Raw genomic sequence first — 15,442 nt, forward strand, 5'->3', positions numbered from 1 at the left:
ACATGATCATCCAGGAAGTGCGCATCACACCTGTCGCCTTCGCCGACCCCCCGCTGCTCAACGCCGACGGCGTGCACCAACCCCATGTCCTGCGCGCCATCGTCGAACTGGTCGTGGCCGACGGCAGGGGCGGCGAGGTGACCGGCCTCGGGGAATGCGCCGGGCACGCCTGGCAGCTGGACTGGCTGGAGCTGGTCGGCTCGCGGCTGCCCGGCACCAGCGTGTACGAGACGGGAAAGCTGGCCCTGCTGGTACGGGAGCTGCTGGCCGGGCGCGCGAGCGGCGTGGAGTACGGGCCCGACGCGCCCTGGCGACGCTGGGCCGACCGTGTCGACCCGCCCGAGTCGCGCGGACCGGCACCGGTTCCCGCGCCCGCCTTCGACGTGCGGCGCGTGTACGCGGCGCTGGAGGTGGCGTGCCTGGACGCGCAGGGGCGGTTGGCGGGTGTACCGGTCGTGGACCTGCTGGGCGGCCGGGTGCGGGATGCGGTGCCGTACAGCGGCTACCTGTTCTACAAGTGGGCCGGACACCCGGGCTCGGGCGCGGACGAGTGGGGCGCGGCCCTGACCCCGGACGGCGTCACGGCCCAGGCGAAGAGCATGGTGGACCGCTACGGCTTCCGATCGCTGAAGCTCAAGGGCGGGGTGTTCCCGCCGGACGAGGAGATCGCCGCCATCCGCGCGCTGCGGGCCGAATTCCCCGACCACCCCCTCCGCCTCGATCCCAACGCCGCCTGGACCCTGGCGACCGCCCTTGCGGCGGTCGGCGAGTTGGCGGACGTCCTGGAATACCTGGAGGACCCGGTGGCCGGGGTCGAGGACATGGCCGCCGTCGCCTCGCGGACACCACTCCCGCTCGCCACCAACATGTGCGTGACCTCGTTGGAGAACGTACGCCCCGCCGTGGAGCGCGGCGCCGTACGGATCGTGCTCGGCGACCACCACATCTGGGGCGGCCTCCGGGCCACCGTCGCGCTCGGGGACGTCTGCCGGGCCGTCGGCTGGGGGCTGTCCATGCACTCCAACTCCCACCTCGGGATCAGCCTGGCCGCGATGACCCACGCGGCGGCGGCCACGGCGGGCCTCGACCACGCCTGCGACACGCACTACCCGTGGAACGCGGCGGAGGACGTCGTGGTACCCGGCGCGCTGCCGTTCATCGACGGCTCGGTCCCGGTGCCGCGCGGCCCCGGCCTCGGCGTCGAACTCGACCGCGCCGCCGTGGACCGGCTGCACGCCGTGTACCTGACCCTGGGACGCGAGCACCGGAACGACAAGGCGTACCTGCGGAGTGTGCAGCCGGAGTTCGATCCGGCGCTGCCCCGCTGGTAAGCGCAGCTTTCTCTCGGCGTGTCCCGCACCGGGCACAGCCGTGGCCAGTGAGGGGCACTCGCCTACTGCCGCTCGATCACAGCCGTGGACCCCCGTACCACCAGGTGCGTCGGCAGCACGCGCTGCAGCGGCTGCGCGTCCTCCTCGGCGGGCGTCCCCAGCATACGGAACAGCAGGTCGACCGCCGCCCGCGCGGCGTGCGCCTTGGGGACGTTAACGGTGGTCAGCGGCGGGGCGGCCATCCCGGAAAGGGCGATGTCATCGCAGCCGACCACGCTCATCTCGTCCGGCACCCGGACCCCGCGGGCGATGAAGCGGCTGATCAGGCCGAAGGCGACGATGTCGTTGAAGGCGACCACCGCGCTGGCGCCGCTGGCCAGCACCACGTCGGCGGCGCCTGTGATGCCGCCGTCGAAGTGCGGGGCGACGCTGCCGACCTGGACGATCTCGACCTCGCTGGAGGCCGCCATGGCCTCGATCCCGGCGGCCCGCTCCTGGGCGGTCCAGGTGCTGCGGGGGCCGCCGACGTAGGCGATCCGGCGGTGGCCGAGGGCGTGGAGGTGGGTGAGGGCGTCGGTCATGCCCTCGACCATGTCGGCGGTGACGCTGGCGAAGCCGGGCTCCTTGCGGTGCAGCAGCACGACCGGCTTGTGGGTGAGTCGGTCCAGGGAGCGCAATTCCTCGCTGCTCAGGTGCGGAGCGCACAGCACGATGCCGTCCACCTCCGGCGCCATCGTACGGATCGCGTCCAGCTCCAGGCCCTCGTCCCGCTCGGCGTCGCTGACGAATACGGCGTGGCCGAGGCCCCGGGCGCGGGCCTGCACGCCCTTGCAGATCTCCGCGAAGAAGGGGTTGAGCAGGTCCGGGACGATCACCCCCAGGTGGCCCGTACGGCCGGTGATGAGGCCGCGGGCAGCACGGTTCGGCTGGTAGCCGAGCTGGTCGGCGACGGCCTGGACCCGGTCCCGGGTGACCGCGCTGACCGTCCCGCCCAGCGCCAGCGCCCGGGACACCGTGGACGGGGAGACCCCGGCCGCCTTCGCAACTTCTCGAATCGTCACCTGCACGTGCCGAGGTTGACACCCCCGTCCACGAGCGTCAATGCAAAGGCTCGGCGAGCACGCTCGTCGCTTCCTGCGCGCGGTCCTGCTCGCGGCCGCGTCGGCGGCGGCCACGGGGCGGCCGGTGGTGCGGCGGTCGGACCAGCGACCAGCGGAGCCCTGGCTGATCTCGTCTATGCCCCGTCGTTTCACGCTTTCCCCCGAACGCGTTACTCAACTCTTCTGTTGTCACCATCGTTGAACGGCATGATGTCGATGCGGCCGAGCGGGCCGGGGGGAGATCCGGTGGAGACGGTGCGAGTGGGCGCGGGCGGCGTTCCCGAAGGGAAGCCTGGCAAAGGAGACGTCATTGAGTGAGCGCCTCAGGATCGTGCTGTTCTCGCACTCCGCCGACGGCTTCGCCCTCGCGCACAGCGCATGCGAGGCGGCTGGCCATCAGCCGGTCGCGTACGTGTACGCGCGTGCGTCGCGGCCTGGACGCCGCAGTGGTCCGGGGGCGCCGGCCGCGGTGGCCGGCATCGTGGAGTCCCTGCCTCCGGGGGTCGACCTGCTGTTACCTCGCAGCGCCGGGAGCGTGTCCCAGGCAACGCCCATCCGTCCCTGCTGCCGCGCCACCGCGGCCCCATCCCGATCAGGTGGACGGCCGCTGGGTGTCGGTGCTGCGGACGCGTACCGGGCCGGATGAAGGGGGCGTACGGATCGAGTGCGCGGACGGTCCGCTGTGGATCGTCGAGTGCCAGGTTGTGGAGCCAGCGGAGTAGCCAGTCATGGCCTCTCGAGGGCTCGACTGATCCGGGTATGGCGTTCAGCGGCTCGCGCGTCCTCGTATCCGGCTGTCAGGGTCAGCGCCTCGGACCAGTGCGCGCGCGCCTCGTCGGACCGGCCCGCCGCGTCAAGCGCGCCGGCGAGCCCGTCGAGGGCCAAGGCCAACTGCCAGCCGTCGTTCAGGTCGCGATGCGTGGCCGCCGCGCTGCGGTGGAAGTCGGCCGCCTCGTCGAACCGCTCGAGCTGCTGGTACGCCTCTCCGGCGCCCTGCCAGGCTCGCGCCTCGCGTGAGCGGTCACCGAGCCGCCGCTGGATGACGGCGGCCCTCTGGTACGAGGCCAGGGCGTCCTCGGCGTGGCCGGTCGCCTGCTGGGCCCGCCCCAGGGTGAGCAGCCAGTACCCCTCCCACATGGTGTTGCGATGGCTCAGCGCGATGTCCACCGCCTGCCGCGCGTATCCGAGGGCCTCCTGTGGCTCTCCCCGGTCGGCGCAGGCGGCGCTGAGCAGCCGAAGGACGTTGCCCTGGCCCCCCTTGTTGTCCAGCGCGCGGAACATCTCCAGGGCGCTCCGGGCGAGGTCGCGGGCCTGCTCCGCCGCTCCGCGTTCGTACGCCACCTCGGCGGCGTTCGCCCTCGCGACGGCCTCCCACTGGGCGGCGCCGATCTCCCGGAAGAGCGTCAAAGCCTCGTCGAAGCAGCTCTTCGCGTCGCTCAACCGCCGTTCCCTGAGGCGGATCAGGCCAATGTCGTTGAGGGAGAGCGACTCGCCCAGCCGGTCTCCGCGCTCGCGGCGGATGGCCAGGGCGGCCTGGTGGAAGTTCGCCGCTTCGGGCAGTCGGTGAGACTGGGTGCAGGCCATGCCCAGGCTTTCCAGGATCTCGGCCTCGGCGCCACGGTCACCGAGCCGCCGCGCGGCCCGCAGCCCGATGTGTCCCATGGCCAGCCAGTCCTCGAACGGGTTGAGCAGCATGTGCACGCTGCGCAGCACGGCCGCCAGCTGCCAGGCGATCTGGTCCAGTCCGGCCGCCTCCGCCTCGCGAGCGACGGCCATCAGGTTCGCCGACTCCAGCTCGTACCAGGACATGGCCTGCTCGTAGCTGTCGAAGGTCAGGGCGGCGACACCAGCGTCCAGAGGGCTGAGCGGGATGTGGGCCTCTCCCGGGTTGAGCTGCCCCTGGGCCGCGTCGGCGGCGTGTACGTACCAGGTGAGGATCCGGCGCACCGCGGCCGCTCGGGTCTCGGGCGTCTCCTCGTACTGGGCCTGGTCGGTCGCATACGCGCGCAGCAGGTCATGGAACTCGTAGCGGTCGGGAGCGGTCTGCTCCAGCAGATGGGCCCCGGCGAGAGAGTCCAGCAGGCGGTGGGCTCGGGCGGTGCTGACGCCGGCGATCGCGGCGGCGGCGGGCACTCCGAAGGCCGGTCCCGGATGCAGGCCGAGCAGTCGGAACAGCGTCGCGGCCTCGGCGGTCAGCGCCCGGTAGGACCACGCGAACACCGTTCGTACGGCGTCGGCTTCCGGCTCGTCGCGCGGGGGGCGGGGTGGCCGGATGGCCACCACCCAAGCCAGGAATCGAGCGATAAGGTTTAGCAAGGTCCACAGCCCTTTCTGTTGGCCGCCCCGGGACGGCCTGCCTGCTGTCCTGGGGCGTTTCTGTACTGGGACGCAGGGGCTCCGCCTGCGGAGGTGCGGGGCCTCTGCGCCTCTTGCGCCGATTACGCGGTGAGGTCCTGCCGCGTAACGAGGATCTGTGGGGCGTGGCGGGCTGGGCGCGGCGGGAGCGGGTCGATGGCGAACACGCGCCGCACACCGGCGACGGACACCCGCAGTTCGTATCTGCTACCCCGGTACAGGGCGAGCGCCACCGAGCGGTAATTGTGGTGCGTGTACCAGAACTTGAACGCGCGGCGTTCGGCAACGGTTAACGGCATGTCCTGGATCGCTCCGGCCATGGCCCGTATCGCCTCTGTCCTGGCGCGGTAGGTCTCTTCGTTTCCGTCGTACGTCAGTCGGTGCACGTGACCTCTTCTGCGATCACGAAACGCGCCCAGACGCATTTGCTGTGTTCCTCGTGCCTGTGGCCCCACGTTTCCGCCAGCTGCGAGACGAGGTACAGCCCGCGTCCGCTCTCTTCGTCCGAGTCGGGGGTCCGGAGTTGGGGGATCTTGTCTCTGTCGGGGTCGGAAACCTCAAGGAGTAGGGCTCCGCCCTCAACAGAGACGGTGATCTCGATCAGAGCGAACGTCACGCGGCAGTGGCGGATGGCGTTGGACACCAGTTCGTCAACCGACAGGGTGACGTCGTCGGCGAGAGTGCCGCTGATCCCCCAATCCGCGAGGGTCTTCCGTATGCGGGTCCGTACACCCGGGACGCTGCGCTTGTGTTTGGAGACACGAAAGGTGTCCCGGCGGTCCGCCGTGGCGGTGGGCATGCGTGCTACCCCCTGACTCATCGTCAAGCTCGCGCTCTGTAGTGGCGCGTGTTCAAGAGGTTAGGGTCGTGTGCATGCGTTGCGCAACTCCTAGTTATGCATGCTTGCATGGCGGGGGCTGTCGTGTTGTCGAGCCGTACAGTGGGCTCATAGTCGCGCTGGGTAGTCAGCAGAGAGGTGGGGAACCCATGCCCGCAGGGGGAAAGCCGACCGTGCGCAGCAGGCGACTCGGTGCAGCGCTCAAGCGGTACCGACTTGCCGCAAAGCTGGATCAGCAGCAAGCCGCGGCAGTGCTCGAAGCCTCGGCAGCCAAGATCAGTCGCGTTGAGTCTGGCCACGTAACCGCTCGCGTTGTCGACATTCGCCTACTGCTGGACGCTTACGGCGTCAAAGACGGTGAAGTGCGGGCGAAGCTTGAGAACTTGGCCAGGAACGCCAACCGTCGCGGTTGGTGGCTCGAGCATGCGGCGCACTTGCGCGAGGACTATCTCGATCACATCGCGATTGAGGATGACGCTACCTTCATCCGGGAATGGCAACCGGTTATGGTTCCGGGCCTCCTGCAAACCCCTGCCTACGCGGAGGCGACTATTGCGGCGGGCCCAAATTGTGTTGATCCCGAACGGGCGGCGCATCTGGTGAAGGCGCGCGAGATGCGACAGGTGAAAATTGAGCCCGGAGGGGCCATGTATACGGCCATCCTTTGGGAACCTGTAATCATTCATCCGCTGGTCGGCGCTGCGGTCCACCGTGAACAGTTGTCCGCCGTACTTGAGGTAGGCGGGAGGCGGAATGTCACCGTTCAAGTCCTGCCATTTACTGCTGGTTTGCTTGCGGGGATTTCTGCGTTTTCTTCGTTCAGCTTCGACTCCGATGCTGCGGTTGAAGCGGTGACCATGGAAAACCTGCGTGGCACCTCTGTGCTTGAGGATCCCGACGACCTCGGCGCTTACGCCAACGCTTTTGACCAACTACGATCGGCGGCACTGGGCCCGGATGCGAGTGCGCGACTCATTCGGGGCGCACTGCGGAGCAGCGAGGAAGAGAGATGACCCCAGAGGTTATTGGACCGTACCGTAAGTCTTCTTACTCCATGCAAGAGGGCAATTGCGTAGAAATCGCCCCAACGGTCATCGGTGGCCGTTCCGTACGGGACAGCAAGGACCGGAGCGGCCCGCGGCTGACGTTCACGGGAGGGGCGTGGCAGGCGTTCCTCCTGGGCGTCAAGACGCGGGAGTTCGACCGCTAGGCAGCTCAGGCGCGCGCGAAGGGCCCCGGCAGGCCGTTGCCGGGGCCTCGTTCCGTGCTCTCGTTGCTCTGGTGGCGAAGTCATGGGTGGGCGGGACAAAAGACGGAGACCCGCGCCGCCCGGGAGGCCGTGGTGGCCGTCAGCCTCCGCTGTGCCGGGGACGAGGGGTGTCTGCCTCGTTCACTGGCGATCGTCCTGCTGTGCCGGGCACGCGGCACCTGGCCCACCTGGACGGTGGGAGTACGGGCCCGCCTGCCGTTCGGCGCCCATGCGTGGGCGGAGGCTGAGGGGCGCATGGTCGAGGAGAGGGCGGACCCCTCCTACTTCCGCCCCCTGTTCTCGGTGCCGGCGGAAGGTGCCTAGTGTCCTGAGGCGGGGATTCGGATGGGTCGGCAGCACTGCTTGATCGCCGGTGTCTTGTGGGTGACGTGTAGCTGTCCAGATCAAGCTGCTCGCCGCGCGACGTCTGGAGGCGGAGACCGTCAGGGCTGAGCGTCGGGAATATCCGGTTTCGCCGAGCTCAGCATCGCACCCGGCAGGATCACCAGCCGCTCGTCCGCGGCGATCTTGACGTCCTCGGGCAACCGGGCCGCGTACGTCTCCGTGAGGTCCCGGCCGATCACCGCGATGTCGCCGTTGTCCAACTGCCAGATGTCGGGGCAGCCGTCGCGGCCACCGGTGGCGTTCAGCTCCTTGGCGGACTTCCCCAACCGCCGCTCGAACGAGGCCGCGGGGTTGGCCTCCCAGGCTCGCTCCATGAGTTCTCCCATCCCGTACCGCAGAAGACAACGGCTACTCACTGTATGTGTGCATGACACTCATGGCAATGGATCGTCTACTCCGGCCGGACCAGCCGGGTGTCGTACGCGAAGATCACCGCCTGGACCCGGTCCCGGGCGCCGATCTTCGCGAGGATGCGGCCCACATGCGTCTTGACGGTGGACTCCGCGACCACCAGCCGCTCCGCGATCTCGCCGTTCGTCCAGCCCCGGCCGATCGCCGTAAGCACCTCGCGCTCGCGGCCGGTGAGGGCCGTCAGCCGGGGGTCGGCCCCGTCGGCCGCTCCGGCCACCGGCAGCTGGTGGGCGTAGCGGTCGAGGAGGCGGCGGGTCAGGGCCGGGGCGACGACCGCGTCGCCGCTCGCCACGGCCCGGATGCCCGCGAGCAGTTCCTCCGGGCGGGCGTCCTTGACGAGGAAGCCGCTGGCCCCGGCCCGCAGCCCGGCGTGGGCGTACTCGTCGAGGTCGAAGGTGGTGAGGATCAGCACGCGGGTGCGGCCGCCGGACGCGACGATACGGCGGGTGGCCTCGATGCCGTCGAGGCCGGGCATCCGGACGTCCATCAGCACCACGTCCGGCTGCAACTCGGCGCACAGCCGCACCGCCGCGGAGCCGGTCTCGGCCTCGCCGACCAGCGCCATGTCGTCCTGGCTCTCCAACAGCATCCGGAAGCCGAAGCGCTGCATGGCCTGGTCGTCCGCGATCGCCACCGTGGTCACTGCTGCTTGCTCCGCTCGGCCGGTAGATGTACGTGTACGCGCCAGCCGCCCGAGGGCAGCGGGCCCGCGTCGAGTGTGCCGCCGTACAGCGCGGCGCGCTGCCGCATACCGGGGATGCCCTGGCCGCCGTCCGGGCTGCCGTCCGGGCCGTTCGAGGCGGTGCCGGAGCCCGTGTCCGTGATGCCGAGGTCGACGCCGTGCGGCGCGTATCCGATGGTCACCTCGGCGTTCGCGCCGGGCCCGGCGTGCTTGAGGGTGTTGGTGAGGGCTTCCTGGACGATGCGGTAGACGGCGAGCTGCAGACCGGGGGAGAGTTCGCCGCCCCGGCCCGAGGTGGTCACCCGCACCGGCAGCCCCGCCTCGCGGACCCGGCCCAGCAGTTGGTCGAGGTCCGCGAGCGCGGGCTGCGGGGCCAGATCGGCGGTCGCGTCCCGCAACATGCCCAGCAGCTTGCGCAGTTCGCCCAGGGCCTCGCGGCTGGTGTCGCCGATGGCCTCCAGGGCCTGTGTCGCGCGCTCGGGGTTCTTGCGGGCCGCGTACGAGCCGCCGTCGGCCAGGCCGGTGATGACGGACAGGTGGTGGCCGATGATGTCGTGCATCTCCCGGGCGATCCGGGCCCGTTCGGCCGCGGCGGCGAGCCGCGCCTGCTGGTCCCGCTCCACCTCCAGCTGTCTGGCCCGCTCCAGCAGCGAGGCCGTGTAGTCGCGGCGGGTGCGGACCGCGATGCCGGCGAGCACCATGACCGCGCACGTCATCAGGTTCGGCACGAGCTGCCGGTCGAAGTCGCCCTCCGGCCACCGCACGGCGGAGACGGTGATCTGGGCGGCGGCGAGCGCGCTCGCCCAGACCAGCTCGGGCCAGGGCCGCCGCACCGCGATCCCGTACAGGACCGCCATCCGGATCGCCCCGGCCTCCAGAGCGATCCCGGTCCAGCTGTCGACGAACCCCGGCACCGCCAGCACGCACATGACGGCGAGGGGCTTGCGCCGCCGCCAGGCCGCCGGCAGTACGAATCCGGCGCTCACCAGCCATGGCAGCCAGCCCGGCACATCCGTCCCGTGCGCCGTCAGCTTCCACCGCGCACCGATGAGGTCGGCCAGCGCGGCCAGGGCGAGTACGCCCGTCAGCAGCAGGTCCCACACCAGCGGCCGGCGGGCGTCGAAGTCCCGTACGCGCCGCACGGCCAGGTGGAAGCGGCGGGTCAGCGACAGGGTGCCGGGGGACCACTCGGAGGTCATGGGCTGTCGCTGGGTCACACGTCGCGGCGCCGCAGCAGCAGCCCCGCCGCGCCGAGCGCGACCGCCACCCAGGCGCACAGCGCCACGAACGCCGCCCCGGGGGAGAGCAGGTCCGCCTCGGAGCCCGTCGTCATCAGGGCCTCCAAGGTCCGGGACGGGAAGTAGGCGACGGCGTCCTCCGCCGCCCCGAACGGCAGCATGCCCACCACCTCAGGGAGGATCAGCACCCCGCCGATGTACGCGCCGATCCCGGCCGGGACGCCGCGCAGCGCGGCGCCCAGCGCGAGCGAGATCACCCCGATGAGGGCGATCCCGGCCGCCGCGCCGACCAGGGCGCGGGCGATCCCCGGGTCGGTCAGCGCGGCCTCCTGGTCGGTGCTGTTGAGGAACGTCTGGGCGAGCATGAAGGTGGCGAAGGTGGTCACCAGCAGCGTGACGAAGGCGGTGGCGCCGAAGACGGCGGCCTTGGCCCACAGCACCGGCAGTCGGCGCGGAACGGCCGCCATGGTGGCGCGGACCATGCCGGTCGAGTACTCACCGGCCGTCACCATGACCCCGAGAACGGCGACGATCAGTTGGCTGAACTGGATGCCGAGGAGGGTGAATTGCACCGGCCCGGTGATCCCGTCCCCGTTTCCCGAGCTGTAGTTCGCCCCGATGAGCGCGCCGATGACGATGGTCAGCAGTGCGGTGGCACCGAGCGCGATCCCCGTGGAGCGCACCGACCACAGCTTGGACCACTCCGAGCGCAGCACGCGCACGCGGGTGACGCGGTATGCGGCCGTGGCGGTCACGCGGCGGCCCCCTCGCGGTACTCGACGGCGTCGCGGGTGAGTTCCATGAAGGCTTCCTCCAGGGAGGCGGTGTGCGGGGTGAGTTCGTGGACGGGGATGCCGTGGCGCGCGGCGGCGCTCCCGATGTGCTCGCCGTCCGCGCCGGTGACGCGGAGCGTGCCGGGCCCGTCCGAGGTGATTTCGACGCCGGGTGCGGCCAGCAGGTCGCGCAGCCGCGCCGCCTCGGGGCTGACGACCTTGACCTCGCCCACCCCCGCGCTCCGGACGAACTGCTCCACGGTGGTGTCGGCCAGCAGCCTGCCGCGCCCGATGATGATCAGGTGCTCGGCGGTGACGGCCATTTCGCTCATCAGGTGGGAGGAGACGAAGACGGTACGGCCCTCGGCCGCCAGCTCCTTGAGGAGTGTACGGATCCACCGCACGCCCTCCGGGTCGAGGCCGTTGACCGGCTCGTCCAGGATGACCGTGGAGGGGTCGCCGAGCAGCGCGGCTGCGATGCCCAGCCGCTGGCCCATCCCGAGCGAGAAGCCGCCCACCCGCCTGCCCGCCACCTCGCGCAGCCCGACCTGGTCGAGGACCTGCTCGACGCGGCGGCGGGGGATGCCGTGGGTGTGCGCGAGGGCCATCAGATGGCCGAGCGCCGACCGCCCCTTGTGGATGGACTTCGCCTCCAGGAGGGCGCCGGCCACGGTGAGCGGGGCGGGGTGCTCCGCGTACGGGCGGCCGGCCACGGTGACCCGGCCGCGGGTGGGGGCGTCCAGGCCGAGGATCATGCGCATGGTCGTGGACTTGCCCGCGCCATTGGGCCCCAGAAAGCCGGTGACCCTGCCGGGCTGGACCGTAAAGGTCAGGTCCTCGACCGCCGTTCTGTCCCCGTACCGCTTGGTGAGCCCTCGTGCCTCGATCACGCCTGCCGCCTCTCGCCGCTGGGTTTCTCCTACGGCTCTTGAACCTAGGCAGCGAGCTGGCCTGACCCGTCCCCCCGCGGACGGAAGTTCCCGGGCCCCGTACGACCGTGGGGGGACGGCCCTTAAGGGGCGGGATCCTTAGGGGGCGGGATGCCTTAAGGGGCGGGGCTTTCTAGCGCACCACCAGGAACGCGTCGGCGTCCCGCGGCGGCCGGGCCGAGGGCGGCGCCGCCGCGCGGCCCACCGCGACCGCCCCCATCGGGTCCCATTCCTCGGGCAGTCCCAGCATCTGACGCACCACCGGACGGCAGAACATCGTCGACGACACCCACGCCGACCCCAGGCCCTCACCCGCCAGCGCGACCAGCAGGTTCTGCACGCCGGCGCCCGCCGCCACCACGAACATCTCGCGCTCGGCGGTGCTCCGCCGGGCGTCGGGGTAGTCATGGGCGCCGTCCGCGACCAGGCAGGGCACGACCAGGTAGGGCGCCTTGCGCAGCACATCCCCGCGCCGCACCCGCTTGGCGATGCTCTCCTCGGAGAAGCCGTCGCCGCGCAGATCCTCGATCCATGCCTCGCGCATCGCGTCGAGCAGCCGCAGCCGCGATTCCTCCGACTCCAGGAGGACGAACCGCCAGGGCGTGGTGTGGTGCGGGGCCGGAGCGGTGATCGCGGCGGCCACGGCCCGGCGCACCGCGGCGCCGTCCACCGGCTCGTCGGTGAACTCCCGCACCGTACGGCGCAGCGTGACGGCCTCCCGGACGGCCTCGGAGGTCCCGAGCCGGAACATGTCGTCGGCGGCCCCGCGGATCAGGGGCCGCGCGCCCAGGTCGGGGTCGGCGGGGGCACTGGTGCTGACAGGGCTTTCGGGGCTGCTGGAGTTGTCCGTGCCGTCAGGGCGCTCTCCTGCGGTGCCTCCCGTACGTACGACATGCGGCAAACCCCGCACCACCGCCACCGGCAGCCCGCCCGCCTTCCCCTTGACCAGGTCGCCCGCCGCGGCCAGTTCGTCGGCCGTGGCGACCACGGTGGCGCTCAGCGGGTTGCCATGGGCGTCGGTGCCGCCGCGCAGATCCTCCAGCACCCGCACCCCCGCCGCCCCGATGGCGACGTCGGTCACCCCGCTGCGCCACGGCCGCCCGAAGGTGTCGGTCACCACCACCCCCACCTCGACCCCGAGCGCGTCCCGCAGCCCGGCCTGGATGCGCCGCGCGGAGGCGTCGGAGTCCTCGGGGAGCAACAGGACGGTCCCGGCCGGGGTGTTGGAGGCGTCGACCCCGGCCGCGGCCATCACCAGGCCGTGCCGGGTCTCGACGATGCGGGTGCGCCCGCGCCTGGCGACGACCCGGACCGCCTCGGCGTCTATGGCGGCCTCGCGGTCCGCGGCCTGGACGACGCGCCCCTCCGCCTTGCTGACGATCTTGGAGGTGACGAGCAGGACATCGCCGTCCGCGAGCCCCGGCAGGCCCTCGGCGGTCGCGGCGTCGGCGATGAGCTTGGTGAGGTCGTCTCCGGGGCGCACCTCGGGGACGCCGGGGAGCGCCCACACCCGGTACATCGGGGCCTGCGTCATGCCCGTACCTCCTCGGCCAGCGCCAGGGCCTCCGCGACCATCCGGGCCGTGGCCTCGACGTCGGTCATCATCAGCGGGACGGCGCGGCAGCGGATCCCGGCCGCCTCGACCTCGTCCACGGCCGCGGCGTCCACGGTGTCCACGAGCCAGCCGTCGAGCAGCCCGGAGCCGTAGTGGCGGGCGACGGCCGAGGCGGTGGACTCCACGCCCACGGCGGCCAGCACCTTGTCGGCCATGCCGCGCACGGGCGCGTCGCCGACGATGGGGGACAGGCCCACCACGGGCACCCCGGCGTCGGCGATGGCCTCCCGGACGCCGGGCACGGCCAGGATGGTGCCGATGCTGACGACGGGGTTGGAGGGCGGGAAGAGGACGACGTCGGCCCCGGCGATGGCCTCCAGCACCCCGGGCGCGGGCTTGGCCTGATCGGCGCCGACGGGGATGACGGCGTGGGCGGGCACGGAGGCGCGCAGCCGCACCCAGTACTCCTGGAAGTGCACGGCCTTGCGGCCGGGACGGCCCTCGGCGGCCCCCTCGGCAGCCTGGGCGTCGGGGTCGTCGATCAGGACGTGTGTCTCGACCCGGTCGTCGGTCATCGGCAGCAGCCGCACGCCGGGCTGCCAGCGCGCGCACAGGGCCTCGGTGACGGCGCTCAGCGGATAGCCGGCGCCGATCATCTGCGTCCGGACGATGTGGGTGGCGAAGTCCCGGTCGCCGAGGCCGAACCACTCGGGCCCGACGCCGTACGCCGCCAGCTCCTCCTTGACGGCGAAGGTCTCATCCGCCCGGCCCCAGCCCTGGTCCTCGTGGATGCCGCCGCCGAGGGTGTACATGACCGTGTCGAGGTCGGGGCAGACCTTCAGCCCGAAGAGGTGGATGTCGTCGCCGGTGTTCCCGATGACGGTGATGTCGGCGTCCGGCGCCGCCGACTTCAGACCGCGGAGGAAACGGGCGCCGCCGATGCCACCTGCCAGAACCACAATGCGCATGCGGACATACTGTCAGCCGCCTAGGACATCCAATGTGTCCGGGGCGTCCGGAACGCGGCCTTCCGCCTGCTCTCGCACCGCGTCCTGCGAGGGGTGCATCGGCATGTCGGTCAACCCGGGGAAGTAGATGTGCAGGCTGACGGCCGGTTCGAGCGCGTCGTTGACGACATCGTGGACATAGCCCGGCGCGAAGACGCGCTGCGCGCCCGCCGTCAGGGTGTGCCGCCCGCCGTGCCCCACCCGCTCGGTCAGCTCGCCTTCGAGGACGGTCAGCACGCCCGAGGACGCGCCGTGGTCATGGGCCCCGCTGCCCTGCCCGGGGACCCAGCTGAGCAGCCACACCTCGTAGCCGGGGCCGGTGCGCAGCCGGTGGTACCAGCGGCTGGTGGCGTCGTACTGGACCAGGGGCGCCCAGCTGTCGCGGTCGGCCGCGATGGAGCGGGCCAGTCCGGCGAAGGCGGAGACGGTGGAGGGGTGTGCGGGGGCGGGCGGCAGCAGATGCGGGATGGCGAGCGGGTCACCGGCGATCTGGACGTCGCTGTTCATGGGGGGTTCCTCGGCGGAAGGCGCGGTGCTTGGCGGGCGCGGGGGCGGCTGCGTAAGACGGCTGCGTAAGGGGGCCGCGAGGGGCGGCGGCCACGAGGGCGGCTGTCGAGATGGCTGGAGCTCAGGGGCTATCGACAGGCATCAACAGCTGGAACAGCGACAGCGAGCCTGCACAGCGCAGCGGAACCCGTGGTCACGGGTCGGCCGGGGCGCGGGGGTCACTGACATGCGGACAAGGAGACCGGGTCGCCGACCCCTGTGTCAACTTGACGTCCGGATGGTGGGCGATGTTTCACCTCATCCGGTTACCGGAGCGGCAGAAAGGTTTGTGCCGGCCGGGAACGGGTCAGATGGCGCAGCACCTGGAATCCCCCTGGGGCGCAACGGGATCGGCCTTCATGACGTCCTCCTGTGTGAGCAAGAGGAGGGGCAGGGGTGACGGTCGGGGAAGCTGTCAGCTTTAGGCCGATTTGAACACTTTCTGCGTCACCTTGGTTCCGCAGAGTGAATAAGGGGCTCAATAGCAGATCTCGGCTTGACTGGCCCGGATCGGCACACTTGTAATTTCACTCGTGTCGTTTTGCCGCAGGACCGACGGCAGCAGGCGCGGGGACGCAATGACAGACGAGGGGCGCACATGACCGAGTTGTTCCAGCAACTGCTGGTCGAAGAGGCGGACGAGGAGCTCGGTTGGCAGGAGCGCGCGTTGTGCGCCCAGACCGATCCCGAGTCGTTCTTCCCGGAAAAGGGCGGATCCACCCGAGAGGCGAAGAAGGTCTGCCTCGCCTGCGAGGTCCGTTCCGAATGCCTCGAGTACGCCCTCGCCAACGACGAACGCTTCGGCATCTGGGGCGGTCTGTCCGAGCGGGAGCGCCGCCGTCTGAAGAAGGCCGCCGTCTGACATCACGCACTACGCGCGCAGAACGCACGGTCCGCCCCCCGCTCCTTGGCGCCGGGAGGCGGACCGCCGTGTACACAGCCGTTAGTGTGGGGCCCCGTCCGAGACGCGCGGGCGCCGCCAAGGGCGCGCACGTCCACTGCAGTCCAGCGAACCGGGGCCCG

Annotated in this window: 17 protein-coding genes; 5 read left to right on the forward strand and 12 right to left on the reverse strand. The window is 71.2% G+C overall.

Annotated elements, in window-relative coordinates; genetic code table 11:
* Positions 1-2: 2 nt before the first annotated feature.
* Positions 3-1,331: an enolase C-terminal domain-like protein gene (locus ACWY4P_RS32255; protein WP_456204019.1), complete on the forward strand. Its 1,329-nt coding sequence runs from the start codon at positions 3-5 to the stop codon at positions 1,329-1,331.
* Between the two features lie 62 nt (positions 1,332-1,393).
* Here ACWY4P_RS32255 and ACWY4P_RS32260 read toward each other — a convergent pair whose 3' ends face one another.
* The 4 genes from ACWY4P_RS32260 to ACWY4P_RS32275 form a co-directional block, all read right to left on the reverse strand.
* On the reverse strand, positions 1,394-2,398 hold the full coding sequence (locus ACWY4P_RS32260; protein ID WP_456204020.1) for a LacI family DNA-binding transcriptional regulator: 1,005 nt from the start codon (positions 2,396-2,398) through the stop codon (positions 1,394-1,396).
* 759 nt (positions 2,399-3,157) lie between these two features.
* Positions 3,158-4,711: a tetratricopeptide repeat protein gene (locus ACWY4P_RS32265; RefSeq protein ID WP_456204022.1), complete on the reverse strand. Its 1,554-nt coding sequence runs from the start codon at positions 4,709-4,711 to the stop codon at positions 3,158-3,160.
* Positions 4,712-4,869: 158 nt separating this feature from the next.
* The gene (locus ACWY4P_RS32270) at positions 4,870-5,172 is read right to left on the reverse strand and encodes a hypothetical protein (protein WP_456204024.1); all 303 of its coding nucleotides are present in this window, start codon (positions 5,170-5,172) and stop codon (positions 4,870-4,872) included.
* A complete protein-coding gene (locus tag ACWY4P_RS32275) occupies positions 5,160-5,585 on the reverse strand; it encodes an ATP-binding protein (RefSeq protein ID WP_456204026.1) in 426 nt (141 codons plus the stop codon). Before ACWY4P_RS32275 ends, ACWY4P_RS32270 begins: the two co-directional genes overlap by 13 nt.
* A gap of 188 nt (positions 5,586-5,773) precedes the next feature.
* Between ACWY4P_RS32275 and ACWY4P_RS32280 the strand changes: the two genes are divergently transcribed.
* Genes ACWY4P_RS32280 through ACWY4P_RS32290 form a run of 3 tightly spaced genes read left to right on the forward strand, consistent with a single transcriptional unit; the run spans position 5,774 to position 7,197 of the window.
* On the forward strand, positions 5,774-6,637 hold the full coding sequence (locus tag ACWY4P_RS32280; protein ID WP_456204028.1) for a helix-turn-helix domain-containing protein: 864 nt from the start codon (positions 5,774-5,776) through the stop codon (positions 6,635-6,637).
* Positions 6,638-6,678: 41 nt separating this feature from the next.
* Positions 6,679-6,834: a DUF397 domain-containing protein gene (locus tag ACWY4P_RS32285; RefSeq protein ID WP_456204029.1), complete on the forward strand. Its 156-nt coding sequence runs from the start codon at positions 6,679-6,681 to the stop codon at positions 6,832-6,834.
* Positions 6,835-6,888: 54 nt separating this feature from the next.
* Entirely contained in the window at positions 6,889-7,197 is a 309-nt protein-coding gene (locus tag ACWY4P_RS32290; RefSeq protein WP_456204031.1) for a lasso peptide biosynthesis B2 protein, read from the forward strand.
* Between the two features lie 119 nt (positions 7,198-7,316).
* On the opposite strand, the gene ACWY4P_RS32295 is transcribed toward ACWY4P_RS32290, so the two are convergent.
* From ACWY4P_RS32295 to ACWY4P_RS32330, 8 genes are all read right to left on the reverse strand, one after another.
* Positions 7,317-7,592 (reverse strand): hypothetical protein, encoded by a 276-nt coding sequence (locus ACWY4P_RS32295; protein ID WP_456204032.1) that lies wholly within the window; start codon positions 7,590-7,592, stop codon positions 7,317-7,319.
* Between the two features lie 77 nt (positions 7,593-7,669).
* The gene (locus ACWY4P_RS32300) at positions 7,670-8,332 is read right to left on the reverse strand and encodes a response regulator (protein ID WP_456204034.1); all 663 of its coding nucleotides are present in this window, start codon (positions 8,330-8,332) and stop codon (positions 7,670-7,672) included.
* Entirely contained in the window at positions 8,329-9,570 is a 1,242-nt protein-coding gene (locus ACWY4P_RS32305; RefSeq protein ID WP_456204035.1) for a sensor histidine kinase, read from the reverse strand. The genes ACWY4P_RS32300 and ACWY4P_RS32305 overlap by 4 nt, the downstream gene beginning before the upstream one ends.
* Before the next feature lie 14 nt (positions 9,571-9,584).
* Entirely contained in the window at positions 9,585-10,364 is a 780-nt protein-coding gene (locus ACWY4P_RS32310; RefSeq protein ID WP_456204037.1) for an ABC transporter permease, read from the reverse strand.
* Positions 10,361-11,272, reverse strand: coding sequence for an ABC transporter ATP-binding protein (locus ACWY4P_RS32315; RefSeq protein WP_456204039.1), 912 nt, complete (start codon positions 11,270-11,272; stop codon positions 10,361-10,363). Before ACWY4P_RS32315 ends, ACWY4P_RS32310 begins: the two co-directional genes overlap by 4 nt.
* Positions 11,273-11,444: 172 nt before the next feature.
* A complete protein-coding gene (locus ACWY4P_RS32320) occupies positions 11,445-12,845 on the reverse strand; it encodes a coenzyme F420-0:L-glutamate ligase (RefSeq protein ID WP_456204041.1) in 1,401 nt (466 codons plus the stop codon).
* A complete protein-coding gene (gene cofD / locus ACWY4P_RS32325) occupies positions 12,842-13,834 on the reverse strand; it encodes a 2-phospho-L-lactate transferase (RefSeq protein WP_456204042.1) in 993 nt (330 codons plus the stop codon). Before cofD ends, ACWY4P_RS32320 begins: the two co-directional genes overlap by 4 nt.
* 12 nt (positions 13,835-13,846) lie before the next feature.
* Positions 13,847-14,380, reverse strand: coding sequence for a cysteine dioxygenase (locus tag ACWY4P_RS32330; RefSeq protein WP_456204044.1), 534 nt, complete (start codon positions 14,378-14,380; stop codon positions 13,847-13,849).
* Between the two features lie 637 nt (positions 14,381-15,017).
* On the opposite strand from ACWY4P_RS32330, the gene ACWY4P_RS32335 reads away from it, so the two are divergent.
* Positions 15,018-15,281, forward strand: coding sequence for a WhiB family transcriptional regulator (locus tag ACWY4P_RS32335; protein WP_004952403.1), 264 nt, complete (start codon positions 15,018-15,020; stop codon positions 15,279-15,281).
* Positions 15,282-15,442: the final 161 nt, after the last annotated feature.

This window comes from Streptomyces sp. LZ34 (assembly GCF_053890475.1).

Excerpts from the sequence above, each read along its gene's own strand:
- ACWY4P_RS32320 (WP_456204041.1), bottom strand. The coding sequence starts at position 12,845 with ATGACGCAGGCCCCGATGTACCGGGTGTGGGCGCTCCCCGGCGTCCCC.
- ACWY4P_RS32295 (WP_456204032.1), bottom strand. The coding sequence starts at position 7,592 with ATGGAGCGAGCCTGGGAGGCCAACCCCGCGGCCTCGTTCGAGCGGCGG.
- ACWY4P_RS32280 (WP_456204028.1), top strand. The coding sequence starts at position 5,774 with ATGCCCGCAGGGGGAAAGCCGACCGTGCGCAGCAGGCGACTCGGTGCA.
- ACWY4P_RS32255 (WP_456204019.1), top strand. The coding sequence starts at position 3 with ATGATCATCCAGGAAGTGCGCATCACACCTGTCGCCTTCGCCGACCCC.
- ACWY4P_RS32330 (WP_456204044.1), bottom strand. The coding sequence starts at position 14,380 with ATGAACAGCGACGTCCAGATCGCCGGTGACCCGCTCGCCATCCCGCAT.
- ACWY4P_RS32275 (WP_456204026.1), bottom strand. The coding sequence starts at position 5,585 with ATGCCCACCGCCACGGCGGACCGCCGGGACACCTTTCGTGTCTCCAAA.
- cofD (WP_456204042.1), bottom strand. The coding sequence starts at position 13,834 with ATGCGCATTGTGGTTCTGGCAGGTGGCATCGGCGGCGCCCGTTTCCTC.
- ACWY4P_RS32285 (WP_456204029.1), top strand. The coding sequence starts at position 6,679 with ATGCAAGAGGGCAATTGCGTAGAAATCGCCCCAACGGTCATCGGTGGC.
- ACWY4P_RS32335 (WP_004952403.1), top strand. The coding sequence starts at position 15,018 with ATGACCGAGTTGTTCCAGCAACTGCTGGTCGAAGAGGCGGACGAGGAG.
- ACWY4P_RS32305 (WP_456204035.1), bottom strand. The coding sequence starts at position 9,570 with ATGACCTCCGAGTGGTCCCCCGGCACCCTGTCGCTGACCCGCCGCTTC.